The sequence below is a fragment of the Microbacterium trichothecenolyticum genome, from assembly GCF_000956465.1.
GTDB lineage: Bacteria > Actinomycetota > Actinomycetes > Actinomycetales > Microbacteriaceae > Microbacterium > Microbacterium trichothecenolyticum.
Genome location: NZ_JYJA01000038.1, coordinates 282137 through 308929 on the forward strand (window position 1 = coordinate 282137; position 26793 = coordinate 308929).

The following is a 26793-nucleotide window of genomic DNA, read 5'->3' on the forward strand; positions in this document are numbered from 1 at the left end:
GCGCAAGGGGCAAAGTCGCAGCGATCGTATCAGCCCGATATCCGTGAACCCCGGGCGCCCAGACGGATCGCAGGTGACCCTCACGTATGCTTGTCTGCGCCCTCCCGTCAGCCGACGCACCTGCGTCGAGCACGTCGTCGCCTCGATGCACCACCCCTCGCTCCCACATGACTGCACCCACCTCCCTCTCCACGGCGCAGAGTCGGCGACCAGACCGGACGCAGCGATTCCGTCCCGACATCCAGGCGCTTCGCGCCCTGGCCATCGGGCTCGTCGTGGTCAATCACCTCTGGCCCACGCGGCTGACCGGTGGCTATGTGGGCGTCGACGTCTTCTTCGTGATCTCGGGCTTCCTCATCACGGGCCATCTCTTCGGCGAGTTCACGTCGAATGGACGGATCAGGCTCGGGCGCTTCTATGCGCGACGTATCCGGCGCCTCCTTCCGGCCGCTGTCCTGGTGCTTGCGGTGTCGGGGATCCTCGTGGCGGTCTTCCTGCCGTATCCGCAGTGGGAGCGCAATGCCGCCGAACTCGGTGCGAGCGTGCTCTACGTCGAGAACTGGCTGCTCGCGGGCCTCTCCGTCAACTACTCGGCGCTCAACGACGCGGCCAGCGTCGCGCAGCACTATTGGTCGCTGTCCGTCGAGGAGCAGTTCTACCTCGCGTGGCCGCTCGTCCTCCTCGGCGGGATCTGGCTGCTGGCTCGGCTGCGCGGCGACTGGCGTGGCCCGCGGGCGCGCGCCGTCAGCGTGCTCGGTGTCGTGGGCGTGCTGTCGTTCGCAGCGAGCGTCATCTTCACGATGACGGCGCCGCAGCAGGCCTACTTCGCGACCTTCACCCGGGCGTGGGAGTTCGCCGTCGGCGGTCTGATCGCTCTCGCTGCGCCGCGCCTGATGCCGGGTCGCTTCGGCGCGGCGACGCTCAGCGCGGGAGGATTCGCCGCGATCGCACTCGCAGCCGTATGGTTCGGCCCGAGCACGCCGTTCCCGGGCTCCGCCGCGCTCCTGCCGGTCCTGGGCACCGCGGCGATCATCGTGGCCGGAACACGGCCCGGCCCGACGTGGCATTCACCTGTCACGTCGAGCGTCCCGGTGCAATGGGTCGGCAACATCTCGTACTCGCTCTACCTCTGGCACTGGCCGCTCATCGTCATCGCGCCGTTCGCCCTTCGCGCGGAGCTCACGACGGTCGCCAAGATCGGCGTCCTCGCCTGCGCAGTCGCTCTCGCCGCGCTCACGAAGAGGCTCGTCGAGGATCCGGGCATCAAGGCGCCGGTATGGGCGAGCTCTGTGCGTCGGTCGCTGGTGGGGATGGGCGCCGGGATGCTGGTGGTCCTCGTCGTCGCGGGGGGACTCTGGGCGGGCTCCACCGTGCGCACTGCGGCCGATTCTCAGTTCGGTCCGCTGCCCACGGGTCCGTGCGCCGGCCCTGCCGCGCTCGAGCACGTCGCGTCGTGCCCGGATGCGTTCGGTCCGCCGGAGACGACGGTGATGAGCGCTCGGAACTCGCCGTTCATGTCGCCCGAGGAGTGCACAGCCGCGCCCGACATGACATTCGGCGGCCGCACCACCACGAGGGTGTGCGACTTCAGCGATCACCGGGACGGCGCGAGCGACGTGTGGGTCGTGGGCGACTCGCATGCCGAGCAGTGGCAGGGGGCGATCTTCGAGATCGCACGTGCGCAGGGCTGGCGAGTGACGATCAGCCTGTTCGGCGGGTGTCCTGCGGCTGACGTGGCTTTCGTCGGCTTCCGCACGCCGGCGGGACAGGCGGAGGTCTCCGACTGTCGGGCGTGGAGCCGCGAGGTCAGTCGGCGTATCGCCGACGATCGGCCGGCTCTCGTGGTGACGTCGATGGCATCGCGCCTGCAGCTCGTCGAAGACGGATCCGGTCGGCCGCCCGTCGATCAGTTCGTCGACGGACTGGCGCGTGATTGGCAGCGATGGACGGACGCCGGCACTCGCGTGGTGGCGATCGCCGACCCGCCCCTGAACGGTGAGGTGCGCAGCCCGGACTGCGTCGCGCTCAACCCGACGAACCCCGTCGACTGCGCGCGCCCACGCGCCCAGGCGCAGCCCGCGGATCCGCTCGTCCTCGCAGGAGAGCGCTTCGACAGCTCCGACGTCATGGTCGCCGACTTCACCTCCAGCTTCTGCGACGACGCGCTCTGTTACGCGGTGGTCGGCGGCGAACCGGTCTACTACGACGCGGACCATTTGAACCTCAGGTACGTGCGGATGCTCGCCCCGCAGCTCGAACGCATCGTGACCGAGGAATTGGCGGTGGCCGAGGGCTGAAACCCCGGTCGCGAACGAACGAAAGCATCGAATATGGACATTCTCATCGTCGGCTCCGGATTCTTCGGACTCACCATCGCCGAGAGGGCCGCGGCGTCGGGTCGCAAGGTCACGGTGATCGACCGCCGTCATCACATCGGCGGCAACGCCTACAGCGAGGACGAGCCGACCACCGGCATCGAGGTGCACCGCTACGGCGCGCACCTGTTCCACACCTCCAATCCGTCGGTGTGGGAGTACGTCAACCGCTTCACCACGTTCACGAACTACGTGCACCGCGTGTACACGAACCACAAGAACGTGGTCTACCCGCTCCCCATCAACCTCGGCACGATCAACCAGTTCTTCCAGGCTGCGTACTCACCCGCCGAGGCCCGCGCACTCGTGCATGAACTGGCCGGGGAGTTCGACTCGAAGGATGCCGCGAACCTCGAGGAGAAGGGCATCGCCCTCATCGGCCGTCCCCTCTACGAGGCGTTCATCCGCGACTACACCGGCAAGCAGTGGCAGACGGACCCGAAGGACCTGCCGGCCGAGGTGATCAGTCGCCTGCCTGTGCGCTACAACTACGACAACCGCTATTTCAATGACACGTGGGAAGGCCTGCCCACCCAGGGCTACACCGCCTGGCTCGAGCGCATGGCGGATCACCCCAACATCGACGTCAAGCTCGACACCGACTTCTTCGACGAATCGCAGCCGCTCAACAAGCGCGCCACGGTGGGCCAGCTGCCGATCGTCTACACCGGTCCGGTCGACCGCTACTTCGACTATGTCGAGGGCGCGCTGTCATGGCGCACCCTGGACTTCGAGCAGGAGGTGCTGCAGGTCGGGGACTACCAGGGAACGTCGGTGATGAACTACGCGGACGCGGATGTCCCGTACACCCGCATCCACGAGTTCAAGCACTTCCACCCCGAGCGCGCCGATCGCTACCCCACCGACAAGACGGTGATCATGCGGGAGTTCTCACGGTTCGCCACGCGTGAGGACGAGCCGTACTATCCCGTGAACACCCCCGAGGATCGTGCGGGTCTGCTCGCCTATCGCGAGCTCGCCGGCGGGGAGAAGGACGTCCTCTTCGGTGGACGCCTGGGCACCTATCAGTACCTCGACATGCACATGGCGATCGGCGCCGCGCTGTCGATGTGGAACAACCAGCTCGCGTGAGCGGGGCTGACCTGCCGCAGGTGCGGCCCGGGCCCCTGGCTAGAATCGAATCCATGTCGTCTTCACCCTCGCGTGTGCTCATCGTGATGCCGGCGTTCAACGAGGAAGAGGCGATCGGAGACGTCGTCAGGGAGGTGCAGTCGACTCTCCCAGACGTGCGGGTGGTGGTGGTCGACGACGGGTCGAAGGACGCGACGATCGCCGCCGCCGAGTCGGCCGGAGCCGATGTGCTGCGCCTTCCGTTCAACCTCGGCGTCGGCGGCGCGATGCGTCTCGGGTACCGGTTCGCGGTCGAGAACGGGTACGACACGGTGGTGCAGATCGACTCGGACGGCCAGCACGATCCGGCAGCCGTCCCTCGGCTCCTCGCCGAGCTCGACGAGGCGGACATCGTGATCGGCGCGCGTTTCGCCGGAGTCGGGGAGTATCGCGCCCACGGCGTGCGACGGCTCGCCATGCGGATGATCGCCGGCGTGCTCAGCCGGACGGCGAAGACCCCACTGACGGACACCACCTCGGGGTTCAAGGCGTGTGGTCCTCGCGCGGTCGCGCTGTTCGCCGACAACTACCCCGCCGAGTACCTGGGCGACACCATCGAAGCGCTGGTGATCGCCGCACGTGCGGGATGCCGGATCCGTCAGGTTCCCGTGGCGATGAGGGTTCGCGCCGGCGGCCGGCCCTCGCACAACCCTTTCAAAGCCGCGATCTACTTGATGCGCGCCTTCCTCGCACTCGGCTTCGCGTACCTGCGGCCCGCCCCATCCATGACCGAGCGCGGAGTCGCGACATGACGCCGACCAGCTACATTCTCGGAATCGCCGCGGCGATCATCACACTGATCGTCGTGATCGAGTTGCTGCGGCGCCGCCGCATGCGCGAGCGGCACGCGGTGTGGTGGCTGCTCGCATCGGGACTCGCGCTCATCGTCGGGATCTTCCCCGATCTGCTGGTGTGGGCGACCTCGATCGCCGGAGTCGTGCTGCCCACGAATCTCGTCTTCTTCGTGAGCATCGCCATCCTGGTCCTGGTCTGCATCCAGCACAGCGCCGAACTCACCGACCTCGAAGCCGAGACGCGCGTGCTCGCCGAACGCACAGCCCTGCTCGAGCTCCGTGTCCTCGAACTCGAGCGCGCCGCTTCAGAAGCAGCCGACGAAGAGCGGGCAGAAGGTTGAGGCCCGTCGGATGAGTTCCCCGCAGCCAGGGGCGAGAGCGCCGCGGCTCAGCGTCGTCATCCCGTCCTACAACTCCGCGCAATGGCTCCCGTCGACCCTCTCGGCGCTGGCCGACGCGGTCCGCGATGCCGACGTCGCCACCGAGGTGATCGTCGTCGACGACGGTTCGACGGACGACACACCCGCTGCGGTCACGCAGGCTGCGGCATCCTTCCCAGGAGACCTTCGGGTCATGACGCAGCCGAACCGAGGACGATTCCTCGCGCGGTGGGCGGGCATACAGGCGGCCGCCGCGGACCTCGTACTGCTGCTCGACTCTCGTGTGCTGGTCCACCGAGGAGCTCTTCGACACGTGCTCGCCGGTGTCGCCGCCGAGCCGTCGCGGACGGCTTGGAATGCCGTGGTCGTCACAGACCCGGCCGCACCTCTCGTCGGGCTCTTCTGGGAGGTGCCGACACATGTCTTCTGGGGGCGGTATCTGCGATCGCCCCGAGTGCTCGATCTGACGGGCGACAACTTCGACGAGGCCCCGAAGGGAACGACGATGTTCCTGGCTCGCAAGGATGTCTTGATCGATGCGTTCGAGTTCGCATGGCCCGACGGCGATACGAAGCTCGTCTCCGACGACACCAAGGTGCTGCGCCGGATCGCGCAGCTGGAGGGGATCCGCCTCGATCCGGGCTTCAGCGCCACATACCGCCCGCGGACCACGCTTCGCGGCTTCCTCGCCCATACGCTCGACCGCGGCACGCTCTTCGTCGACAGCTATGCGGGGACCACCTTGGCGCGATCGGTCATCCTCATCGCGCTCGCCCTGGCGCCGATCCTGCTGATCGCGCTCGTGGTCGTGCTGTTCGTCGTCGGAAGCCCCGCGATCGCGTGGGCCATCTGCATCGCGGTCGTGGCACTGGCGCTGCTTCCTGCGGTGATCGCCGCTTTCAACAGGTGCCGCGGGCGAGCGATTCTCGCCTTCGTCGTGGGCCTTCCGCTGTTCGTCTTCCCGTTCTGGCTCGGTCTGGTCCGGGGAATCTTCATCCACCGGGAGTCGTTCGTGCGCTCTCGACAGTCGACCGGGGCCATCGCGCCGAGAACGGAGCGCCGATGATCGTCTTCATCTACGGGACCACGGCCGAGGCCATCAAGATCGCTCCTGTCGCACGTCGCCTCGAAGCGGCCGGGGTGCCCTATCAGCACTGGATCACCCAGCAGCACACCGATGCGCTCCGCAAGGCCATTCCGGAGCTCGGTCTCACCCCGCCGGACCGCGTGATCGCGAACGGCTGGCGCGGCAAGCCGCTCAAGTCCCCCTTGCAGATGGTCGGGTGGGCGTTCGACGTCGTCGTCTGGGCGGCGCGCAACATGCGCTCTCTTCGGCGAGAGCTTCCGCAGGGGTCGGTCGTCGTCGTCCACGGCGACACGATGACGACAGTTCTGGGAACCTTCATCGGGCGTCGACTTCGCGTGCCGGTCGCGCACGTCGAAGCGGGACTGCGATCCGGCAACTGGCGCCACCCCTTTCCGGAGGAGCTCGATCGCAGGATCGTCGGTAGATTCGCCGACATCCACTACGTCCCCTCGCAGGAGGCTGCCGACAACCTCGCCGGCCGGCCGAACGTGGTGGTGACCCAGGGCAACACGGCGAAGGATGCCGTGCGCGACGCAGCTGCGGCAGTCGACGAGCTGCCTGCGGACGACCCGTTCGGACTGGTCCTGCTGCATCGCTACGAGTTCATCTCGAATCCCGCACTCGTACGCGAGACGCTTCAGACGCTCGACGCAGGGACACCCATCCCGCTTCGCCTCATCGTCGACCAGTACTCGCGCGGTGCGATCGAGCAGACGATCGACGAGCTGGGACTGACGAACTTCTCGATCATGACCAAGCTCGAGCATGGCCAGTTCGTGGCGCTGATGAAGTCCGCGCGGTTCATCGTCACCGACTCCGGCGGGATCCAGCAGGAGTCGGCGGCTCTCGGCGTGCCGACCCTGATCCATCGAGTCGTCACCGAAGGACGCGAGGGCTTCGGTGCCAGCGCCGTGCTGTCGGGGTGGGATCAGGACGTCGTCCGCGAATTCCTGACGTCCTACGAGACGTACCGGCGCAACGACGTCGACGCCGGAGACTCTCCGTCCGACATCATCGTCGCCGATCTCTTCGAGCGCGGCCTTGCGGTCCCCGTCGCCGGAGGAGCGGTACCCGAAGGCGCCGAGTGACGCTCGTCGTCAGTCGGCGCCTTCGGCCGTCATCTGGCGTCCAGAGTGACCCACGCGGGCTCGAGCAGGTCAGCCTTGGCCGTGCCCGTCTGAGTCCATGGACGAGGGGCGATCACCGGAACGCCCGGTCCGAGCCGGCCCCGCATGAGTTCGGCGCCCCACCAGCTGAAGCTCGAGTTGCTCATGATCATCGCGGTGCCGGCAGACATGGCCTTGAGCGTCGCCCAGGTGCCGAGCACGCCATCGTCCTCGACGAACTCGAAGTCGCCCTCCACGCCCCGAAGCTCATCCTTGACGAGGTCGACGGAGTCTGAGAACACCCGCACGGGGTGATCGAGCCCCATCGACCGGAGGTGGCGCACGCCCCTGACCGCATAGTCGACCGACGCGATGAACTGGCGGTCGGCCGAGACGGCGAGATAATCGCCGCGGCGCAGATGCAGGGTGATCGCCGGTGCGGCGAGCATGGACTCGATGCGTGCCGTCTCCTCCGCGGTCTCCTCGGTCTTCAGCATGGCCGAGGCGAGCTCGTCACGGACCGTGGGGAAGTACCGCGGCGACTGGAAGTAGCCGACGAGCGTCGTTCCGGGGCGGATGCCGTTGATCGCCGGCGAGTAGGTGTCGCCGTCGCGTTCGAGGTAGACGCGGCCCCACGGGCGCCGCGGAAGCGGGAGGACCCGCTCGCGGTTGATGCGGACGGAGCGCCACGGGCTTTCGGTGGGGGAGAGGACGTGGCCCGGGTTCGGCACGGCATCGAGTCCGTACGCGAAGGTGCCGCCGACGGCGAAGTGGGACCTGTCGAGATACAGCGGCACGTTCAGGCGGCGGGACTGCTCCCACGCGGCCGCAAGGATGAAGAGCTGGTTTCCGAGCCCGCCCATCACGTAGGCGCACACTCCGTCGCGAACTGTCATGAGGTCATCCCTTCTGCTGCGGCCAGACGCCGCGATCGGATTCCGTCCAGGAGCAGGAAGGCGCCGAGAGTGACGACACCGATTCCGGCGAACCAGCCGAGCATGGCGGTGATGTCCGGGACGACGAGTTGGAACGCGACCCACTGCACGAGGACGGCGCCGATCAGGACGGCCGCAGCTCCTCTCGAAGCGGTCGAGGTCATCTTGATGAGCATCCCCTGCGCCGCCATCCATGGCGTATACGCCAGGGCGACGGGCACGAGCAGGGCGGAGGCGCCGGCGTAGGCCGTCCCGTAGAGCAGGTGGATGATCCACGGCCCGGCGATCAGGAACAGCAGCACCATGGCCAGGCTCGTCGCGATCGACAGGCCGAGGGTGGCCAGGACCCCGATCCGTGCGAGCCGGGGATTGTCGCGAGCGCGCACGAACCGCGGAAGGAGGTAGAGCGACAGTGTCGACGGGACGAGGAAGCCCGCCTTCACCAGCACGGCGACGGCGGCGTAGGAGCCGGCGACGGACTCCTCGGCTCCCGCTCTCAGGAAGATCACGTCCGACGCGGTGAGCCAGGCGAAGGCGACCGTCAGCAGGACGATCGTCAGACCGTCGACGGTGAAGGCGCCGCCCGAGGGGCGCGCGACCCGCCGCGCCGACCAGACCGCGCCGACGACCGACAGGCCGGTGGCGACGACCACCGAACCGATGACACCGCCGATTCCGAACCCGAGCGCGATCGCCAGGACGAGCAGGAGGATGCGGCTGACCAGGGAGATCGTCGACCACCACACCGCTCGTGCGACATCGCCGGAACCCTGGAGCAGCCCCAGGGCGTCGGCGAAGATGAAGCTGAGCGGGATGCACGCTGCGGCCGCGAGCACGACCACCGCAGTCGTGTCGAGCGCACCGGCGATCAGGGGCGAGAGCGCCGCGAGCGCGGCGCCGCCGACCCCGCCCATGATGATCGCCTCCCACGGAACCTTGCGTCCTCGGGACGGCCGATCCGGATCGGCAGGCTGCGCCGGCGCGGCGCCGAGCGCGGCCGCGGTCTGCACCGTGACGATGTTCTGCAGCGAGGAACTGCCCACAGCGGCGACGCTGATGATGTTGAGGAAGGCGGCGAGCAGGCCGAACTCTGCGGGTGCGAGGTATCGGGCACTGACGATCTGGAAGACGAACGCGGCGATGACCCCGAGCACGCTGGCCATCGCCACCGCGGAGAGGCCGCGGGCGTGGGAGCGGATGTGTCCACGCAGCTCGCGGTTGGCGCGGCTCATGTGCCCTCGTTTCGTGTGGGGTTTGCGCGTCGACACGCGCCGCGGGCGAGTGGTGCCGACGGGGGATCGCGACCCGATCGTGCTCCCGTCCGGGACGCACGAAGCGGGGGCCCGACATGCCAGACTATCAACCCGCCTGCGTCCCCCGCGCGCGGCAGCGGCGACATGCATCAACTACACTCGGACGCGGCTCGACTCTCGTTGCGAGGTGTTCTGTCGCGCCAGGATCGAGTAGGGAAGCTGATGCGTGTACTTCTGACCGGCGGCAACGGCATGCTCGCCAGAGCGATCGGGCAGGCGTGGGAAGCGAGCGGCCGAAACGACGAGCTCGTTCCGGTCACCCGCGCTGATGCCGATCTGCGCGACCAGACGGCGGTCCGCGAGCTCATCGCCGACCGGCAGCCCGATCTCGTCATCCACGCTGCCGCGAAAGTCGGAGGCATCGCCGCGAACGTCGCCGACCCGGCGGGCTTCTTGATGGACAACCTCCGGATCGATACGAACCTGCTGTCGGCCTCGCTGGACGCCGGCGTCACGCGATTCCTCTACTTCGGCAGCTCATGCATGTATCCGAAGGACTACCGCCAGCCGCTCGTCGAGACAGACGTGCTCGCCGCCCCCTTGGAGCCGACCAACGAGGGCTACGCACTCTCGAAGATCGCATCGGCGAGATTCTGCGAGTACGTCGCGCAGCAGTTCGGACACGACTACCGCGTGATCATCCCCTCGAACCTCTACGGCCCGAACGACGACTTCTCCCTCGACCGCGGTCACCTCGTCGCCGCGACGATCGCGAAGGCGCATCGCGCCAAGGAGGAGCGCGCCGCAGCGATCGACGTGTGGGGCGACGGGACCGCGCGCCGCGAGTTCACCTATGTCGGCGACCTCGCCGACTGGATCGTCGGGCACCTCGACAGCATGCACGAGTGGCCGACGCTCATGAACGTCGGTCAGGGCGACGACCACAGCGTTCTCGACTACTACGAAGCGGCGCTCGCCGTGGTCGGCTACGAGTGCGACCTCGTCACCGATCCCACCAAGCCTGCCGGCATGAGGCAGAAGCTCATGGATTCATCGCTGGCCGCAGATTTCGGCTGGGCTGCGTCGACGACGCTTCGCGAAGGCATGCGGCGGTCCTACGAGGCCTACCTGCGAACGCTGGAGACTGCAAAGGAAGGTTCACTGACGTGAGTATCCGTTACCCGCTGGCCACGACCACGTGGGACGACGCCGAGTACGGGGCGCTGCAGGACGTCATCGCGAGCGGTCGCTTCACGATGGGACCGCAGGTGCGGGCCTTCGAGGAGGAGTTCGCCGCCGCGCTCGGGGCGAAGCACGCCGTCATGGTCAACTCCGGCAGCAGCGCGAACCTCATCGCGCTCGCGGCGGCGGTCGTCAACCCGGGCGTGGACCTGAACCCGGGCGACGAGGTCATCGTCCCCGCCGTCTCCTGGGCGACGACGTACTATCCCGTGCATCAGCTCGGGCTCACGCTGCGATTCGTCGACGTCGACCTCGACACGCTGAACATGGATCCTGAGCTGGTCGCTGCGGCGATCACTCCCAAGACGAAGGCGATTCTCGCCGTCAACCTGCTGGGCAATCCCGCGGACCTGGTGAGACTGTCCGACCTCGCCTCCGACAACGGGCTGATCCTGCTGGAGGACAACTGCGAGTCCCTCGGAGCGACGCTCGACGGGCGCAGCGCCGGCACCTTCGGCCTCGCCGGCACCTACAGCTCGTTCTTCTCTCACCACATCTCCACCATGGAGGGCGGGCTCGTCACGACCGACGACGAGTACACCTACCAGGCGGCGGTCTCGCTCCGGGCACACGGATGGACGCGGGAACTGCCTGCGGAGAACCTCATCCACCCCAAGACCGGGGATCTCTTCGACGACCTCTTCCGGTTCGTCCTCCCCGGATACAACGTGCGACCGCTGGAGATGTCCGGCGCCCTGGGCCGGCACCAGCTCGCGAAGCTGCCGGAGCTCGTCGCCGGTCGTCGTGCCAACGCGGCGCGGTTCGTCGAGATCTTCGGTGGCCGCTCCGACGTCCGGATCCAGCGTGAGAACGGCGCGAGCAGCTGGTTCGGCTTCTCGTTCATCCTCGAAGGACGTCTTTCCGGTCGTCGCGCGGATGTCGTCAAGGCCCTCGGCGAAGCGGGCATCGAGTCGCGTCCGATCGTCGCCGGCAACTTCGCTCGCAACCCCGTGATGGGTCACCTGCGGGCAGAGGTGCCCGAGTCGCTTCCCGCGGCCGACCGCATCCATGTCGACGGGCTCTTCGTCGGCAACCATCACTACCCGATCCCGGGCGAGCTCGAACTGCTCGCCACAGCGATCGACGGCGTCTGACGCCGAGAGACAGATAGGGCATACCTCCGCATGACCGATACGGCTCCCCGACGCGCGCTCATCACCGGGATCACCGGCCAGGACGGCAGCTACCTTGCAGAGCTCCTCCTCTCGAAGGGCTACGAGGTGCACGGCCTCATCCGCCGGGCCTCCACTTTCAACACCGTTCGCATCGACCACCTGTTCGAAGATCCGCACAGCCCCGGTCACCGCCTCACCCTGCACTACGGCGACCTCACCGACGGGTCTCGGCTGGTGACGCTGCTGAGTGCGATTCAGCCGCACGAGGTGTACAACCTCGCTGCGCAGTCGCACGTGCGGGTGAGCTTCGACGAGCCGGAGTACACCGCCGACACCACCGGACTCGGCAGCGTCCGACTGCTCGAGGCCGTCCGCGTCGCCGGCATCGACTGCCGCTTCTATCAGGCGAGCAGCTCCGAGATGTTCGGCGCGACGCCGCCGCCGCAGAACGAGTCCACGCCGTTCTACCCTCGATCGCCCTACGGCGCGGCGAAGGTGTACTCCTACTGGATCACGAAGAACTACCGCGAGGCGTTCGACCTGTTCGCGGTCAACGGCATCCTCTTCAACCACGAGTCGCCGCGTCGCGGTGAGACGTTCGTCACTCGCAAGATCACCCGGGCCGTCGCGCGGATCGCTGCAGGCGAGCAGAGCGAGCTCTTCATGGGAAATCTCGACTCCGTGCGCGACTGGGGCTATGCGCCCGAGTACGTCGAGGCCATGTGGCGGATGCTGCAGCACGACACCCCGCAGGACTACGTGGTGGCCACCAACACGGCCTACACCGTGCGTGACTTCCTGCAGTTCTCGTTCTCCCGCGTCGGTCTGGACTGGGAGAAGTACGTCCGGTTCGACGAGCGCTACCTGCGTCCGACCGAGGTCGACGCCCTCATCGGCGACTACGGACTGGCCGAAAGGGACCTGGGCTGGCGTCCGGAGGTCACCGCCCCTCGTCTGGCGGAGATCATGGTCGATCACGACCTGGCCGCGCTGGCGAGTGGCCGCGGCCACGCGCTGGACACCGTGGAATGGCGCGCGTGAACGCGGATCCGAACGCGCGCGCGGCGGGTGATGCGCCCGCCGCGTACCGAGTGGCGGAGTCCGCCGACGTCGCCGCCGACGCCGTGATCGGCGACGGTTCCTCCATCTGGCACCTCGCACAGCTTCGCGAGGGCGCGCACCTCGGCCGCAACTGCATCATCGGCAGGGGCGCGTACGTGGGCGCGGGCGTGCGTATGGGCGACAACTGCAAGGTTCAGAACTACGCGTTGGTCTACGAGCCGGCGACCCTCGGGGACGGCGTGTTCATCGGCCCGGCGGTCGTGCTCACCAACGACACCTACCCGCGCGCGATCGGACCCGACGGAACGCTCAAGGGGGCCGACGACTGGGAGGCCGTGGGTGTGACGATCGAGACGGGCGCCTCCATCGGCGCGCGCGCCGTCTGCGTCGCACCGGTCACGATCGGACGCTGGGCCACCGTGGCGGCCGGAGCCGTCGTGGTGCGCGACGTCCCGGCGTTCGCACTGGTCGCCGGCGTGCCCGCCCGGCGGATCGGCTGGGTCGGCGAAGCCGGTGTGCCGCTCACCGAGGACGCGCCCGGCCGATGGACCTGCCCCCGCACCGGCCGCCACTACACCGAGACCGAGGGCGTGCTCTCATTGGAGGACGAGTGACTGACTTCATCCCCGCAGCAAGACCGATCATCGGCGAGGAGGAGCGCGCAGCCGTCGATCGCGTCCTCCTGAGCGGCATGGTTGCTCAAGGCCCGGAGGTGGCCTCCTTCGAGTCGGAGTTCTCCGCCCACTTCGTCGACGGTCGTCCGACCGTCGCCGTGAACTCGGGGACCGCCGGCCTCCACCTCGGGCTGCTGGCGGCCGGTGTCGGACCCGGCGACGAGGTGATCGTTCCCTCATTCACTTTCGCTGCGACGGCGAACTCCGTGGCGCTGACGGGAGCCACACCCGTCTTCGCGGACATCGAGCCCGAGACGTTCACGCTCGACCCCGCCGCCGTGGAGGCTGCGATCACAGGCCGGACCCGGGGCATCCTCCCGGTGCATCTGTATGGCCACCCTGCGCGCATGGAAGAGCTCTCGGCTCTTGCGACGCGCCGTGGTGTCGAACTCTACGAGGACGCGGCGCAGGCCCACGGCGCCGCCATCGGTCAGCGTCCGGTCGGAACCTTCGGCGCGATGGCGATGTTCTCGCTGTACCCCACGAAGAACATGACGAGCGGTGAGGGCGGGATGGTCGTCCTGGCCGATGCCGAGACTGCGCGGCAGGTGCGCCTGCTGCGCAATCAGGGCATGGAGCGGCAGTACGAGAACGAGGTGATCGGTTTCAACGCGCGGATGACCGACATCCACGCGGCGATCGGCCGCGTCCAGCTGACCAAGGTCGACGCGTGGACGGCCGCGCGGCGCGCGAACGCCGCCTTCCTCGACGCGCACCTGCGCGGAGTCGTCGTGCCACACGTGGCCGCAGACGCCACGCACGTCTATCACCAGTACACGATCCGAGTACCCGAGGATCGCGACGGCCTGGTGCGCGCGCTCAAGGAGGAGTACAGCGTCGGCAGCGGCGTCTACTACCCCATTCCCAACCATCGGCTGCCGTCGCTGGCGTCCTTCGCCCCGGACCTCGAACTGCCGGAGACGGAGCGGGCGGCGCGCGAGGTGCTCTCGCTGCCGGTTCACCCTTCCCTCACGCAGGATCACCTCGACCGGATCGTCCACGCGGTCAACACGCTGGCAGCGGCGGGAAGCTGATGGCCAACCTGCGTGCCGGCCTCATCGGCGTCGGGATGATGGGCCGCCACCACGCCCGCATCCTGCGCGACCTCGACGGGGTCGACCTCGTCGCCGTCGCGGATCCGGGCGGCGACCCGCATCGTGTCGCGGGCGGCCTGCCGATCCTCGCGGACACGGAAGCCCTGATCCGCGAGCGGATCGACATCGCGGTCGTCGCGATCCCGACGCGGTTCCACGCCGCGGCCGCGTTCGCCCTCGCCGACGCGGGTGTGCACGCCCTGGTCGAGAAGCCGATCGCCGACGACAGCGGTCTGGGCCGCGAGGTGAGCGCCCGCTTCCGCGCTGCCGGACTGGTCGGGGCGGTAGGACACGTGGAGCGCTTCAACCCCGCCCTGCAGCAGCTGCGCCTCCGTCTGGACGCCGGCGACATCGGCGCCGTCTATCAGATCGCGACCCGACGGCAGAGCACCTTCCCCGCGCGGATCGGCGACGTCGGCGTCGCGAAGGACCTCGGCACCCACGATGTCGACCTGACCTCGTGGGTCGCGCGATCGGAGTACCGGAGCGTCTCGGCTCACACCGCCTTCAAGAGCGGTCGATCGTTCGAGGACATGATCGCCGTGACGGGTCGGCTCGGCAACGGGGTCATCGTCAATCACCTGGTCAACTGGCTGAGTCCCATGAAGGAACGCCTCACCGTGGTGACGGGGGAGCGCGGCACCTACATCGCCGACACGGCCGCGGGTGACCTGACCCTCCACGCCAATGGCACCGCCGCGCTCGAGTGGGAGTCCGCGTCCGTCTTCAGGGGGGTCTCCGAGGGCGACGTGACCCGGTTCGCCTTCCCCAAGAAGGAGCCTCTGCGGGCCGAGCTCGAAGCGTTCGTCGCCGCCGTCCACGGAGCCGATACGGAGCTGTCGACGATGGACGAGGCGGTGCATGTGCTGGAGGTCGTCGAAGCGATGCTCGCATCGGCGCACGAGAACGGTGCGCAGGTCCTGATCGAGCCCACGACCGCCTGACCCTCGCAGGCGCCGCTGTGCCGCGGGCTCTGCGCACCCGCGTGCGACGTCACGCGGCCGTGACGAAGTTCTCGCGATCGAGCGTGCGCATGGCCCGGGCCACGCGCTGAGACAGGCGATGCAGGGGGCGCTCGACGGCGAAGGCGAAGCCCACCGCGACCGCGATGCTCACCGCGATCTCGATCACCGCGGGGACGGCGCCGACGCCGAAGACGAACGCCAGCGCGATCATGATGGGGCGATGCACGAGGTAGAGGCTGAATGAGATCGTTCCCAGGAACAGCATCGGCCTGAGCGTGAGGAATCGGCTCAGCGGCGGCCAGTTGACGCCGATGATGATGAGAAGAACGATCGCCGCGACGACGAGCGGCAGTGTCATGACCCGCGCGGACAGGTCGAGTTGCTGGAGCCAGGGCCCGACGGTGAAGTAGGACGTCAGTCCCAGCACCGTCAGGACGAGGAGCGCGGATCCAGCGACGTGGGCGGTCCATCGGCGCGTGGCCAGGAAGCCGAATGCCTCGCACACCTGGTTCCAGTACTGCGCGAGCAGGGCGCCGAAGAAGAAGAGCGGCATGAACGACAGGACAGGATCGGTGAAGATCCAGCCGATGAGGCACCCCGCGACGGCGATCACGGTCGCCGACCGGGGGAATCGCCGGACCATCAGCACGTACACCGGCAGGGTCAGAGAGAAGATCACTTCCCACTGGAGCGACCAGAGCACGCCGACCGCGGTGCTCGTGCCGCCGAACAGCGTGGCGTCCCGCAGGATGTCGTTGATGGCGTAAGACGTGGGCAGCGTGGCGAGGACGGGCGAATCGCCCGGCTCCACGACGTGCGGGATGACCAGGTATGTGAGCGCGGCGAAGGCGATGGCGACCAAGACCGGCCCGTACAGGCGAACGAGTCTGCTCGGATAGTAGGCACCCCACGAGAAGTCGGGTCGCGTCGCTGCTTTCGTCAGGACGAAGGCGGACAACACGAAGAACAGCCAGACCGCCTCCAAGCCGAGCCATGCGATGTGCAGCGGGGAGAAGATGAGCAGATTCGCGATCGGATTCGCGGCTTCCTTCAGGTACACGCCGTCCTGCAGTGCAGGCGAGTTGAGTGCCACGACATGGTAGAAGAGCACGGAGACCGCGGCGAGGCCGCGGAGCGAGTCGAGTTCGCGCGTTCGCACTGAAGCACCCAATCCCAGGAGGTCTGCGGCTGCGGCCGCGTGGAGCGTTGTCTGCGCACGCGAGCGTCGTGGGCGACCCGGGGGGGGTGAGCGCCGACGGAACGATCGATCGGCGCCGGCACCGGGGGGAAGCAGGCATGGATCGACAACGGGTGAGCGCCTAGATCTTATCCGAACCGAGCGGCTCGGCCGAACACGACGCTCGCCGGGCTCCGTCCGTCCGACGACGGCATGAGCACCGTGCCCGCCCCGATGCGGTGAGGCGCTGCGCACGGTTCAGATGATCTCTGTGGATGCCGCCTAAGATCGACACCGTGACCACAGCCGCCGTCGGCGCCCCCGGATCCGCCCGGCGCTATCTCCACTCGTTGTGGCTCCTGTCGGCACGCGACCTCAAGGTTCGCTATGCCACCAGCGCACTCGGCTACCTCTGGTCGATCCTCGATCCGCTCGTCATGAGCGCGATCTACTGGTTCGTGTTCACCCAGGTGTTCCAGCGCACCGTCGGGCATGAGCCGTACATCGTCTTCCTCATCACGGCGCTTCTGCCGTGGGTGTGGTTCAACTCGTCAGTGTCGGACTTCACGCGAGCGTTCAACAAGGATGCCCGCCTCGTGCGTTCGACGGCGATCCCGCGCTCGATCTGGGTCAACCGCATCGTGCTCAGCAAGGGCATCGAGTTCCTCTGCTCGCTGCCCGTCCTCGCACTCTTCGTCGTCATCTCGCAGTTCTCCGACGCGCCTGCTCAACTCAATTGGGGATTGCTGTGGGTGCCGGTCGCCATCCTCCTGCAGACGGTCCTCCTCGTCGGACTGGGGCTGCTGGTGGCGCCACTGTGCGTGCTGTGGACCGACCTCGAGCGCACCACGAAGCTCATCCTTCGCGCCCTGTTCTACGCTTCGCCGGTGATCTACGGCGTCGAGGATCTGCCCGGCGCCTTCGAGACGCTCGCCGCCTTCAATCCGCTCTCGGGGATCTTCGCCCTCTACCGGGTCGGGTTCTTCGCCGACGAGTGGGATCCGTGGGTCATCGGCGTCGGTGCGGTCATGTCCTTCCTCTTCCTCGCCCTCGGCATCTTCGCCTTCGGGCGGCTCGAGCGTCCCGTGCTGAAGGAGCTGTGATGACGGCATCCGATCTCGCGATCGAGGTGCAGGGCCTCGGTGTGCGCTTCCGTCGCAATCGGCGCGGGCGGCGCAGCATCAAGGACCTGTTCTCGGACTCGACCCGGCGCTCGAAGCCCGGCGAGTTCTGGGCCTTGCGCGACGTCAGCTTCGACGTGAGGCCGGGTGAGTCCATCGGCGTGGTCGGCCGCAACGGGCAGGGCAAGTCGACGCTGCTGAAGCTCGTCGCAGGGGTGCTCCTCTCCGACGAGGGGACGGTGTCGGTCAACGGCGGTGTCGCCCCGCTCATCGAGATCACGGGCGGGTTCGTCGGGGATCTCACGGTGCGCGAGAACGTCCGGCTCACGTCCGGGCTTCATGGGATGTCGAAAGCCGAGGTCGCGCGCCGCTTCGACGGCATCATCGATTTCGCGGAACTCGAGGACTTCGTCGACACCCCGTACAAGCACCTCAGCAACGGCATGAAGGTGCGCTTGGCCTTCGCCGTCGTGTCGCAGCTCGAAGAGCCCATCCTCCTCGTCGACGAGGTGCTCGCGGTGGGCGACAAGGCGTTCCGCGAGAAGTGCTATCGGCGCATCGACGAGCTGCTCGCCGACGGGCGCACGTTGTTCTTCGTGTCGCACAGCGAACGCGACCTGCGCCGGTTCTGCACGCGCGGGCTCTACCTCGACAAGCATCGACTCGCGATGGATGCCCCCATCGACGAGGTGCTCGACCGCTACAACGCCGATTACCCCACCGGGGTCTGAGGCGCGGCTGTCGGCGCGCTGACGCTCAGGCTTCCGCCGTCGCAGCCAGAAGCGGCGGCATCGGCTGCCACGAGGCATCCTTGGCGATCTTCCGCCCGTCGCGGAGGCCGCGGAACAGGTTCGAGGTTCCGCGGAAGGTGCGCTCGACGAACACCAGGCGGATGAGCTCCTTGCCGAACGTCAAGCTGGTGCCGAGCCCGAACAGGAGCGGGTTGTAGACGTCGAGCGAGCGGTAGTACTTCTTGATGTACGCGCGGTTGCGCATGATGTAGTACCGGTATGCGTTGCTCGACGCGTTCATGTGGCGGATGCCCATGTCCCACTGCTTGATCTCGCGCGTGCGGCGCAGCACGAACTCGTCGACGATCACCGACTGCGTCTTGCGCGAGGCGAGCCAGCCGTACATCTGGTCGTCCCAGTAGATGAAGAAGCGTGGGTCGGGCAGGCCGATCTGCTGCACGATGTCGCGGTGGATGAACATGCCCTCGAAGCATCCGGAGTTCATCGGCTTGAAGCCCGACTCGTCGAACTCGGCCGGAGCGAACGGGATCGGGATGCCCAGCGGCTCGGCGACGCGGTACTGCCAGTAGAACGCGCTGCCGTCGTAGTCGTAACGACGCCCCTGGATGCTCTTGAAGCGCGGCGCCCACTTGCCCATCTTCGCGAGGCCGTCGGGGAGGACCTCGACGTCGTCGTCCATGAGCCAGATCCACTCGGAGCCGAGTTCGTAGGCGACGCGCATGCCTTCGCTGAAGCCGCCGGAACCGCCCGTGTTCGTGTCCAGCCGGCGGTATACGAGCGCGGAGGGCTCGAGGCTCTCGCGGAAGGACTCGACGACGTCGGTCGTGTCGTCGGTGGACGCATTGTCGATGATGACGATGTGGCCGGGCTTCGGATCCATCGTGGCGAGGCTCGTCAGCAGACGCGACAGGAGGCCGGACCGGTTGTAGGTCACAACGGCGATGGTCGCGGAAGCGGGGTCGAACTGCGCAGCGGACGGAACGTGGGTCACGGGGATGATCTCCGGAAAACGGTGGCTGGCGCCGAGACGTCGGGCCGGAGAGAAGCCTACCCTGCCGTCACATACACGTCCCTGGACGCAACCGCACCGTAACCGACATGTGGAACGATGGCCGCGTGAAGGGAATCGTTCTCGCCGGAGGCTCGGGCACGCGGCTGCACCCGATCACGCTCGGTGTCTCGAAGCAGCTGATCCCCGTCTACGACAAGCCGATGGTGTACTACCCGCTGTCGACCCTGATGCTGGCCGGCATCCGCGACATCCTGGTCATCACCACGCCGCACGATGCCGCGCATTTCGCCCGGCTCCTCGGCGACGGGTCCCAGTTCGGGATCTCGCTCACTTTCGCGCAGCAGCCTTCGCCCGACGGTCTGGCGCAGGCGTTCACCATCGGCGCCGACTTCATCGGCCATGACAAGGTCGCGCTCGTCCTCGGCGACAACCTGCTCTATGGTCCTGGACTCGGCACCCAGCTGGCGAGGTTCGCGGATATCGAGGGCGGCGCGGTCTTCGCCTACTGGGTAGCCGACCCCGGAGCGTACGGGGTGGTCGAGTTCGACAGTGCCGGCCGAGCCGTCTCGCTGGAGGAGAAGCCGGCGGCGCCCAAGAGCAACTACGCGGTGCCCGGCCTCTACTTCTACGACAACGACGTGGTCGACGTGGCGCGTTCCCTCCGCCCCAGCGCCCGTGGCGAGTACGAGATCACCGATGTCAATCGCTCGTATCTCGATCGCGGCGCTCTCGCGGTCGAGGTCCTGCCGCGGGGAACCGCGTGGCTCGACACCGGAACCTTCGATCAGATGACGGATGCCGCGGACTACGTCCGCACCATGGAGCGACGCACCGGGATGAAGATCGGCGTGCCCGAGGAGGTCGCCTGGCGTCAAGGGTTCCTCTCGGAGGATGAGCTCCGTGTGCGCGCCGAGGCGCTGGTGAAGTCCGGCTACGGTGCGTATCTCATCGAACTGTTGGAAAGAGGACGTTGATGCGCCGAATACTCGTCACCGGGGGTGCCGGTTTCATCGGCTCCAACTTCGTTCATCATGTCCTCGCGCACACGGACGATCACGTCACCGTCCTGGACAAGCTGACTTACGCCGGCAACCTGGCGTCCCTCGAGGGGCTCCCTGTCGATCGGCTCGACTTCGTCCACGGCGACATCGCCGACGCTGTCCTCGTTGACGATCTGTTCTCCCGCGTCGACGCGGTCGTGCACTATGCTGCCGAGTCGCACAACGACAACTCATTGCACGATCCCCGACCTTTCGTCGACACGAACATCGTTGGCACCTACACTCTGCTCGAGGCAGCGAGGAAGCACGATCGCCGCTTGCACCACATCTCGACCGACGAAGTGTACGGCGATCTCGAACTGGACGACCCGGCGCGATTCACGGAGCAGACTCCCTACAACCCGTCTTCGCCTTACTCTTCAACCAAAGCGGGCTCCGATCTACTTGTGCGGGCATGGGTGCGTTCGTTCGGTCTCCGCGCCACGATCTCCAATTGCTCGAACAACTACGGTCCCTACCAGCACATCGAGAAGTTCATCCCGCGGCAGATCACGAGCGTGATCCGCGGCATCCGTCCGAAGCTCTACGGCGCGGGCGAGAACGTGCGCGACTGGATCCATGCCGACGATCACTCGTCGGCGGTTCTCACCATCCTCGACCACGGCGTCGTCGGCGAGACCTATCTCATTGGTGCCGACGGCGAGCGGAGCAACAAGGACGTCGTCGAGCTCATCCTCGGCCTCATGGGCCGGCCGGCCGACGAATACGAACACGTCACCGACCGCGCTGGACATGACATGCGTTACGCGATCGACTCGACGAAGCTGCGAACGGAGCTCGACTGGGCGCCGTCGTTTGGGAACTTCGAGGAGGGGCTTGCATCGACGATCGCGTGGTATCGCGACCACGAGGCCTGGTGGGCTGCGTCCAAGGATGGCGTCGAGGCGTTCTACGCATCGAAGGGCCAGTGATGACCGTATTCGGCAGGCCATTGACGCTTACGTCGACCACGATTCCCGACCTCGTCGTCGTCGACCTTCCCGTGCACGGTGACTCGCGCGGCTGGTTCAAAGAGAACTGGCAGCGCGAAAAGATGACCGCGCTCGGGTTGCCGGACTTCGGTCCTGTGCAGAACAATATCTCGTTCAACGACGCGGTCGGTACAACGCGTGGGATCCATGCCGAGCCCTGGGACAAGTGGGTGTCGGTTGCCACCGGGCGCATCTTCGGCGCCTGGGTGGACCTGCGTGAAGGTCCCACATTCGGCACGGTCTATACGGCTGAACTCGACCCTTCGCGTGCGATCTTCGTCCCCCGGGGCGTGGGTAATTCGTATCAGACGCTAGAGCCCGACACCGCGTATACGTACCTCGTGAACGACCACTGGTCGCCCGAGGCCCGATACTCCTTCCTCAACCTCGCGGACGAGACCGTTGCGATCGACTGGCCGATCCCGCTCGAGGAGGCCGAGGTCTCCGCGAAGGACCTGGAGCACCCGAGAATGGCCGATGTCACACCCGTTCGGCCGCGAGGAGTGCTCGTCGTTGGAGCGGACGGCCAGCTCGGTCGGGCTCTGCGGGTTGCACTCGCCGATGTGAATCATGTCGAATTCGCCGCCCGCAGCAACCTCGATGTCACCGCGCCCGAGCTGGTCGGCGCACGCCGATGGCGCGACTATGGCGCGATCATCAACGCGGCCGCATACACAGCCGTAGATCGCGCAGAGACCGAGGAGGGCCGCCGCGACGCCTGGTCCGCCAACGTCACAGGAGTGGTGAACTTGGCCCGCGTCGCCGCAGCCAACGGAATCACCCTCGTACACGTGTCGAGCGACTACGTCTTCGACGGCACACTTGACCGCCCTTACCGCGAAGACGACCCGGTCTGCCCGCTCGGCGTCTACGGTCAGACCAAGGCGGCCGGCGACTCAGTCGTGAGTACGCTGGCGCGCCATTACATCGTACGGACGTCCTGGGTGATCGGCGCCGGCGGCAACTTCGTTCGCACGATGGCTTCACTTGCCGAGCGCGGCGTCGATCCGCGTGTCGTCGACGACCAGATCGGACGGCTCACCCCCGCGGTCGAACTGGCAAGAGGTATCCGCCATCTTCTGGACACGGAGGCCTCGTTTGGCACCTACAACCTCAGCGGGAGCGGCGAGCCCGTGAGTTGGGCTGAGGTCGCAAGGCGCGTGTTCGCGGCGGGCGGTCACGACCCGACGCGGGTGACCGGCGTCTCGAGCGAGGAGTACTTCGCCGGCTCGCCTGTGCCCGTCTCGCCGCGGCCGCGCAACAGCGTGCTGGATCTGAGCAAGATCGAAGCGACCGGCTTCCTGGCGGCCGACGCCCTGGCCGATCTGGAGCGATCTGCTGGCTGATCGCTGGCTCCGGGAGGCTCGACGGGCTTCGCGGATCAGGCGGTTTCTCCCTGGGCGTGCGGCAGCCCCGAACCCTCCGCGCTACCCACGGCCGGAGCATCCGTCCCGCGGTCCAGCGTCTCGCGCCACGAACGCGACTGGCCCGCGCGGACCGCGCACAGGACGAGCATGAGCCACCCGAGCCCGGTCAGGGTGAAGCTCTCGAACATCGAGTCCACGAGAAGTGCGACGAGCATCAACGGCGTCCACGCGTACACCACGGACCGCCGCTCACCCGCGACCAGCCACGACCGTCCCAGGGCAAGCGCCCCCAATGCGAGGAACAGCACCAGCCCGACCCAGCCGAGCTGCAGCGCCACGTCGAAGTAGGCGTTCAATCCCGTGGCGTGGTCCTTGTCGAGCCAGAAGTTGATGGCGTTGAAGGGGTACTCGCCTTGATCCCAGACGCCGAACCAGCCGAAGCCCTGCACGGGCCTCTGGCGAAGGATGTCGACCATGAAGTTCCACAGCTCGACGCGCATCGAGAAGTCGGTTCCGGCGCCGAGCAGCGCGATGATCGGATGCCGCGCCGTATAGCCCACGAACACCCCCACCACGACGAGGGCGCCGAGGCCGAGCTGCAGGCCCGCGCGGCGCTCGGGGCGGGCGTGACGCACGAGGGCGAGGGCGCCGACGGCGAGTCCGACGCCCAGGGCGAGCACGACGACGGTGGGGGAGTCGCTCAGGGCTGCGAGGCCGCCAGCGAGCACCACGGACGCCACCGAGACGCCGGGGGGCACCGACTGGGTGCGGTACTCGATGAGGAAGGTGATGAGCGCCATCACGGCGACGAAGCCGAGCAGGTTGCGCGTGCCGAAGATGCCCTGCACCGGCCCGAGCTCTGCGATGTTGCCCTGGATGCCGAGGAACGTGAACGGGATGTCGAGCAGGATGCCGGAGAGCACCTCGAGCGCGAGCGAGACGCCGAGGAGAACCCGCAGCACATCGCCGAGAGCGCGCACGGTCTGCAGCGTGTCACGGACGTGGCCGATGACCACCGCGAGGAACGCGAGCGCCGCCATCGACACCCAGTTCCAGAACGAGGTCGTCGCATCGCTCGACCAGAAGATGCTGGCGAACGCCCAGGCGATGAACGTCAGGACCGTCGTCGGCACGAGCCTCAGCAGCGAGATCTCGCGGCGGCGCGAGATCATCACGGCGAGGCCGAGCACGCAGAGGCCGGTGACGATGGTGACGTAGGTGACGCGGCCGGCGATCCGCTCGATCGCGTACGCGGAGAAGACGGCGGCGAAGACGACGAGGGTGAACGCGCGGGCGAAGGATGCCGAGGCGAGCAGCGTTCCCAGCCATCCGGGCGCTGCGGCATGCGGCGAGTCGGTCACGCGCCGCGCCCTGACGGCCGGTCGTCCGCCGTGGCCGCTGCAGTCCCCGGCTCGCGTCCACCGGGCTCATCACGCGCAACGGCCTCGCCGCGCTCGATCGCGACCGTCTGCTCGGCGGGCCCGACGCCGACATGGGGCGACTGCTTGATCTTGGAGCCGAGCATGACGAGGAAGAGCCAGCCCCACAGCAGCAGCGGGCTCGACTCGGCCAGTCCCTGAACCAGGAGGATGGCGCCCACCAGCGTGGGCAGCAGGGTCAGCGGCGAGTAGGGGCGATCGGCGCGGAGGTCCCACCGCGGCCGGTCGATCGCGAAGAACCATGCGCGCCACACGAACGCGAGGTAGAGGAGCGCGAGCAGCGCGACGCCGATGATGCCGAGCTGCATCGATACGTCGACCCACATGTTGTGGGCCTGCATGACCGTCTGGCCGTGGTCGATGATCCAGCCGTCGAACGCCGGGTCAGTCGGCACCCAGGGGGTCGCGAAGCCCCAGCCGGTCCACGGGCGCTCGGCGGCTCGCGCGAGCACCTTCTCCCAGATGCCCTCGCGGCCCGTCAGATCGGAGTTGCGGCCGAGCGCGGTGAAGATCGTGCCGCGCAGCAACCAGAGGGCCAGCAGCCCACCGAGGCCGACGACGACATAGGCGACGTAGTACTTGGTGCGCTCGCCGGGTCTGGTCGCGGTGCGCATCAGCAGCACCGTGACGAGCACGACGACGACGGCGGCGGCGGTGAGGTAGGCGGTCGCCGAGCCGGCGCGCACGAAGAGGAACGCTGAGAGCCCGATCCAGATCCAGAGGAATGTCCGCCGTGGCGCACCGGAGAACAGCCGGATGGCGAACACGATGATCGCGAGGAGGGCCACGGGGGCCAGGAGGTTGGCGTTGCCCATGATCCCCTGGATGCGCTTGTCCCACTCGAAGAGGTTGTTGCGCGACCAGTACTCGATCGGGTCGTCGGCCTGGTCGACGACGAAGCCCGGCAGGATCGGCGCGCGTACGAACACCCATACCCAGAGCTCGAACAGGAACGAGAGCGCCATGACCCACTTGAGCGCCGACGCCGCCGCACGCACGAGCTCGCGCCACGTGAGCACGCTCCCGATGAACAGCGCCTGGAGCGTGGTGATCCACAGCAGCAGCAGGGTGAGCGCGGTCGTCGCTGGCCAGGCCGACCACGTCAGCGACAGCGTCGCCCACGCGACGTAGGCGACGACGAACCAGGGGAGTCGTCGCCACTGCACCGGCGGACGGAGCACGATCCAGAGCACGGCCGACAGCACGCCGCCGGCGATGGTGATCACCGTCGTGGTGAGTTCGCCGAAGGCGTTCACCCACGCGGTGCCCGACAGTGACATGAAGAGCACGAGGATGCACCAGCCGCGCAGCATGAGGTGACCGGTCTTCTCGCGGACCGGCGGTTCCGGCGGCGCCGACGCCGGATGCTTCGAATGGACGGCCATCGCTCTCAGGGTACCCCGGGCGGCATATGCGATCAGCGAGCTCCTGGGTGGGATCCCGACCCCGCCTGGCTAGGCTGTTCGGGTGCTGATCCCGCTCGCGAACGACCCCCGCGATTACGCCTGGGGCTCGACCTCCCTGCTCGCCGATCTCGAAGGGCGCGAGGCGTCCGGCCGTCCCGAGGCGGAGGTGTGGTTCGGCGACCACCCCGGCGATCCGTCCGAGACCGCCGATGGCCGCACGCTCGACCGCTGGATCGCGGACGAGGGCGCGGCGTCGGGCGTCGGCGAGCCGCTGCCGTACCTGCTCAAGCTACTGGCCGCAGCATCCGCTCTGTCCATCCAGGCGCACCCGTCGAAGGCTCAGGCCGAGGAGGGCTTCGCGCGCGAGGAGGCTGCGGGGATCCCGCGCGACGCCCCCGACCGCACCTACCGCGACGCGAACCACAAGCCCGAGCTCATCGTCGCGCTGAGCGACACGTTCCGCGCGCTCGCGGGCCTCCGCGACCTCGACGCGACGCGCCGGCTCGTGGCCACGCTCGGACCGGGCGCGGCGCCGCTCGCCGATCGGCTGAAGGGCGCGGATGCTTCGCTCTCGGCCGTCATCGGCTGGCTGCTGTCCGACGGCGCCGCCGCCGCGCGCGACGTGATCGCCGCGGCCGTCACCGCCGAGTCCGACGAGTTCGCCGCCGAACTCGCGCTCGCGCGCACGCTGGAGGCCGCGTTCCCGGGCGACCCCGGAATCGTCGTCGCGCTCCTCATGAACCTCGTGACCCTGCAGCGCGGTGAGGGCCTCTTCGTGCCGGCGGGCGTCCTGCACGCCTACCTCGAGGGCCTCGGCGTCGAACTGATGGCGGCGAGCGACAACGTCCTGCGCGGCGGCCTCACCCCCAAGCACGTCGACGCTGCGGAGCTCGTGAGCGTGCTCGACCCGACGCCGGGCCTGCCGCCGGTGATCGTCCCCCGCGAGATCGCAGCGGGCGTGCGCCGGTACGACGTCCCGGTCGCAGACTTCGCGCTGCTCGCCGTCTCGCCGGACGAAGACGGCGTCGAGGTGGTACTCGAAGGTCCCGCGATCGCGGTCGCCACCGCAGGCTCTCCGGCGGTGCGGGCCCTCGCGAGCGAGGATGTCGCGACGCTCTCGCCGGGCGCCGCCGTACTCGTCACTGCGAACGAGGGCGGCCTGCGGGTGACGGGCGAGGGCGAGATCTTCGTCGCCCTGCCGGGGCACTGACGAGGGCCCCATCACCGCCTCATCGGTTTCTCATCGGACCGTTATGACAGAGCGACACGCCGTC

24 protein-coding genes are annotated in these 26793 nt (G+C 67.9%); 18 read left to right on the forward strand and 6 right to left on the reverse strand.

Annotated elements, in window-relative coordinates; genetic code table 11:
• The first annotated feature begins 167 nt into the window (after window positions 1–167).
• The 6 genes from RS82_RS15525 to RS82_RS15550 are packed head-to-tail and all read left to right on the forward strand — an operon-like array spanning window position 168 to window position 6855.
• On the forward strand, window positions 168–2297 hold the full coding sequence (locus RS82_RS15525) for an acyltransferase family protein (protein ID WP_052676869.1): 2130 nt from the start codon (window positions 168–170) through the stop codon (window positions 2295–2297).
• Between the two features lie 33 nt (window positions 2298–2330).
• Complete coding sequence (gene glf, locus RS82_RS15530; protein ID WP_045301023.1) at window positions 2331–3467, forward strand: UDP-galactopyranose mutase; 1137 nt, start codon at window positions 2331–2333, stop codon at window positions 3465–3467.
• A 53-nt stretch (window positions 3468–3520) separates the two neighbouring features.
• Complete coding sequence (locus tag RS82_RS15535) at window positions 3521–4258, forward strand: glycosyltransferase family 2 protein (protein WP_045301025.1); 738 nt, start codon at window positions 3521–3523, stop codon at window positions 4256–4258.
• The gene (locus RS82_RS15540; protein ID WP_045301027.1) at window positions 4255–4641 is read left to right on the forward strand and encodes a DUF2304 domain-containing protein; all 387 of its coding nucleotides are present in this window, start codon (window positions 4255–4257) and stop codon (window positions 4639–4641) included. The genes RS82_RS15535 and RS82_RS15540 overlap by 4 nt, the downstream gene beginning before the upstream one ends.
• Window positions 4642–4651: 10 nt before the next feature.
• A complete protein-coding gene (locus RS82_RS15545; RefSeq protein WP_045301029.1) occupies window positions 4652–5746 on the forward strand; it encodes a glycosyltransferase family 2 protein in 1095 nt (364 codons plus the stop codon).
• On the forward strand, window positions 5743–6855 hold the full coding sequence (locus tag RS82_RS15550; protein ID WP_045301030.1) for a UDP-N-acetylglucosamine 2-epimerase: 1113 nt from the start codon (window positions 5743–5745) through the stop codon (window positions 6853–6855). The genes RS82_RS15545 and RS82_RS15550 overlap by 4 nt, the downstream gene beginning before the upstream one ends.
• Before the next feature lie 29 nt (window positions 6856–6884).
• On the opposite strand, the gene RS82_RS15555 is transcribed toward RS82_RS15550, so the two are convergent.
• Together RS82_RS15555 and RS82_RS15560 are read right to left on the reverse strand one after the other, a co-directional pair.
• Window positions 6885–7769 (reverse strand): alpha-1,2-fucosyltransferase, encoded by an 885-nt coding sequence (locus tag RS82_RS15555; RefSeq protein WP_169748711.1) that lies wholly within the window; start codon window positions 7767–7769, stop codon window positions 6885–6887.
• Window positions 7766–9040 carry an oligosaccharide flippase family protein gene (locus RS82_RS15560; RefSeq protein WP_045301039.1) on the reverse strand — a complete coding sequence of 425 codons (1275 nt, stop codon included), beginning with the start codon at window positions 9038–9040 and terminating at the stop codon, window positions 7766–7768. Before RS82_RS15560 ends, RS82_RS15555 begins: the two co-directional genes overlap by 4 nt.
• Window positions 9041–9283: 243 nt before the next feature.
• On the opposite strand from RS82_RS15560, the gene RS82_RS15565 reads away from it, so the two are divergent.
• The 6 genes from RS82_RS15565 to RS82_RS15590 are packed head-to-tail and all read left to right on the forward strand — an operon-like array spanning window position 9284 to window position 15192.
• The gene (locus tag RS82_RS15565; protein ID WP_045301042.1) at window positions 9284–10231 is read left to right on the forward strand and encodes a GDP-L-fucose synthase family protein; all 948 of its coding nucleotides are present in this window, start codon (window positions 9284–9286) and stop codon (window positions 10229–10231) included.
• Window positions 10228–11397 carry a DegT/DnrJ/EryC1/StrS family aminotransferase gene (locus RS82_RS15570; protein ID WP_045301044.1) on the forward strand — a complete coding sequence of 390 codons (1170 nt, stop codon included), beginning with the start codon at window positions 10228–10230 and terminating at the stop codon, window positions 11395–11397. The genes RS82_RS15565 and RS82_RS15570 overlap by 4 nt, the downstream gene beginning before the upstream one ends.
• 30 nt (window positions 11398–11427) lie before the next feature.
• Entirely contained in the window at window positions 11428–12459 is a 1032-nt protein-coding gene (gene gmd, locus RS82_RS15575; RefSeq protein WP_045301047.1) for a GDP-mannose 4,6-dehydratase, read from the forward strand.
• Window positions 12456–13094 (forward strand): acyltransferase, encoded by a 639-nt coding sequence (locus RS82_RS15580; RefSeq protein ID WP_245619631.1) that lies wholly within the window; start codon window positions 12456–12458, stop codon window positions 13092–13094. Before gmd ends, RS82_RS15580 begins: the two co-directional genes overlap by 4 nt.
• The gene (locus RS82_RS15585; RefSeq protein WP_045301051.1) at window positions 13091–14188 is read left to right on the forward strand and encodes a DegT/DnrJ/EryC1/StrS family aminotransferase; all 1098 of its coding nucleotides are present in this window, start codon (window positions 13091–13093) and stop codon (window positions 14186–14188) included. The genes RS82_RS15580 and RS82_RS15585 overlap by 4 nt, the downstream gene beginning before the upstream one ends.
• Window positions 14188–15192 carry a Gfo/Idh/MocA family protein gene (locus RS82_RS15590; RefSeq protein ID WP_045301053.1) on the forward strand — a complete coding sequence of 335 codons (1005 nt, stop codon included), beginning with the start codon at window positions 14188–14190 and terminating at the stop codon, window positions 15190–15192. Before RS82_RS15585 ends, RS82_RS15590 begins: the two co-directional genes overlap by 1 nt.
• 49 nt (window positions 15193–15241) lie before the next feature.
• Here RS82_RS15590 and RS82_RS15595 read toward each other — a convergent pair whose 3' ends face one another.
• Entirely contained in the window at window positions 15242–16372 is a 1131-nt protein-coding gene (locus RS82_RS15595; RefSeq protein WP_045301055.1) for an acyltransferase family protein, read from the reverse strand.
• 314 nt (window positions 16373–16686) lie between these two features.
• Here RS82_RS15595 and RS82_RS15600 point away from each other — a divergent pair, with 314 nt between their 5' ends.
• The gene (locus RS82_RS15600; RefSeq protein ID WP_045301166.1) at window positions 16687–17493 is read left to right on the forward strand and encodes an ABC transporter permease; all 807 of its coding nucleotides are present in this window, start codon (window positions 16687–16689) and stop codon (window positions 17491–17493) included.
• Window positions 17493–18242 (forward strand): ABC transporter ATP-binding protein, encoded by a 750-nt coding sequence (locus RS82_RS15605; RefSeq protein ID WP_045301057.1) that lies wholly within the window; start codon window positions 17493–17495, stop codon window positions 18240–18242. The genes RS82_RS15600 and RS82_RS15605 overlap by 1 nt, the downstream gene beginning before the upstream one ends.
• Before the next feature lie 25 nt (window positions 18243–18267).
• On the opposite strand, the gene RS82_RS15610 is transcribed toward RS82_RS15605, so the two are convergent.
• The gene (locus tag RS82_RS15610; RefSeq protein ID WP_045301059.1) at window positions 18268–19254 is read right to left on the reverse strand and encodes a glycosyltransferase family 2 protein; all 987 of its coding nucleotides are present in this window, start codon (window positions 19252–19254) and stop codon (window positions 18268–18270) included.
• Window positions 19255–19379: 125 nt separating this feature from the next.
• Between RS82_RS15610 and rfbA the strand changes: the two genes are divergently transcribed.
• The 3 genes from rfbA to RS82_RS15625 are packed head-to-tail and all read left to right on the forward strand — an operon-like array spanning window position 19380 to window position 22653.
• Window positions 19380–20249, forward strand: coding sequence for a glucose-1-phosphate thymidylyltransferase RfbA (rfbA, locus tag RS82_RS15615; RefSeq protein WP_045301061.1), 870 nt, complete (start codon window positions 19380–19382; stop codon window positions 20247–20249).
• A complete protein-coding gene (gene rfbB / locus RS82_RS15620; RefSeq protein ID WP_045301063.1) occupies window positions 20249–21247 on the forward strand; it encodes a dTDP-glucose 4,6-dehydratase in 999 nt (332 codons plus the stop codon). The genes rfbA and rfbB overlap by 1 nt, the downstream gene beginning before the upstream one ends.
• Window positions 21247–22653 (forward strand): sugar nucleotide-binding protein, encoded by a 1407-nt coding sequence (locus RS82_RS15625; RefSeq protein ID WP_045301168.1) that lies wholly within the window; start codon window positions 21247–21249, stop codon window positions 22651–22653. Before rfbB ends, RS82_RS15625 begins: the two co-directional genes overlap by 1 nt.
• Before the next feature lie 35 nt (window positions 22654–22688).
• On the opposite strand, the gene RS82_RS15630 is transcribed toward RS82_RS15625, so the two are convergent.
• Together RS82_RS15630 and RS82_RS15635 are read right to left on the reverse strand one after the other, a co-directional pair.
• Window positions 22689–24035 (reverse strand): O-antigen ligase family protein, encoded by a 1347-nt coding sequence (locus RS82_RS15630; RefSeq protein WP_052676870.1) that lies wholly within the window; start codon window positions 24033–24035, stop codon window positions 22689–22691.
• A complete protein-coding gene (locus RS82_RS15635) occupies window positions 24032–25498 on the reverse strand; it encodes an O-antigen ligase family protein (protein ID WP_045301065.1) in 1467 nt (488 codons plus the stop codon). Before RS82_RS15635 ends, RS82_RS15630 begins: the two co-directional genes overlap by 4 nt.
• 82 nt (window positions 25499–25580) lie before the next feature.
• Between RS82_RS15635 and manA the strand changes: the two genes are divergently transcribed.
• Window positions 25581–26729 carry a mannose-6-phosphate isomerase, class I gene (gene manA, locus RS82_RS15640; RefSeq protein WP_045301067.1) on the forward strand — a complete coding sequence of 383 codons (1149 nt, stop codon included), beginning with the start codon at window positions 25581–25583 and terminating at the stop codon, window positions 26727–26729.
• Window positions 26730–26793: the final 64 nt, after the last annotated feature.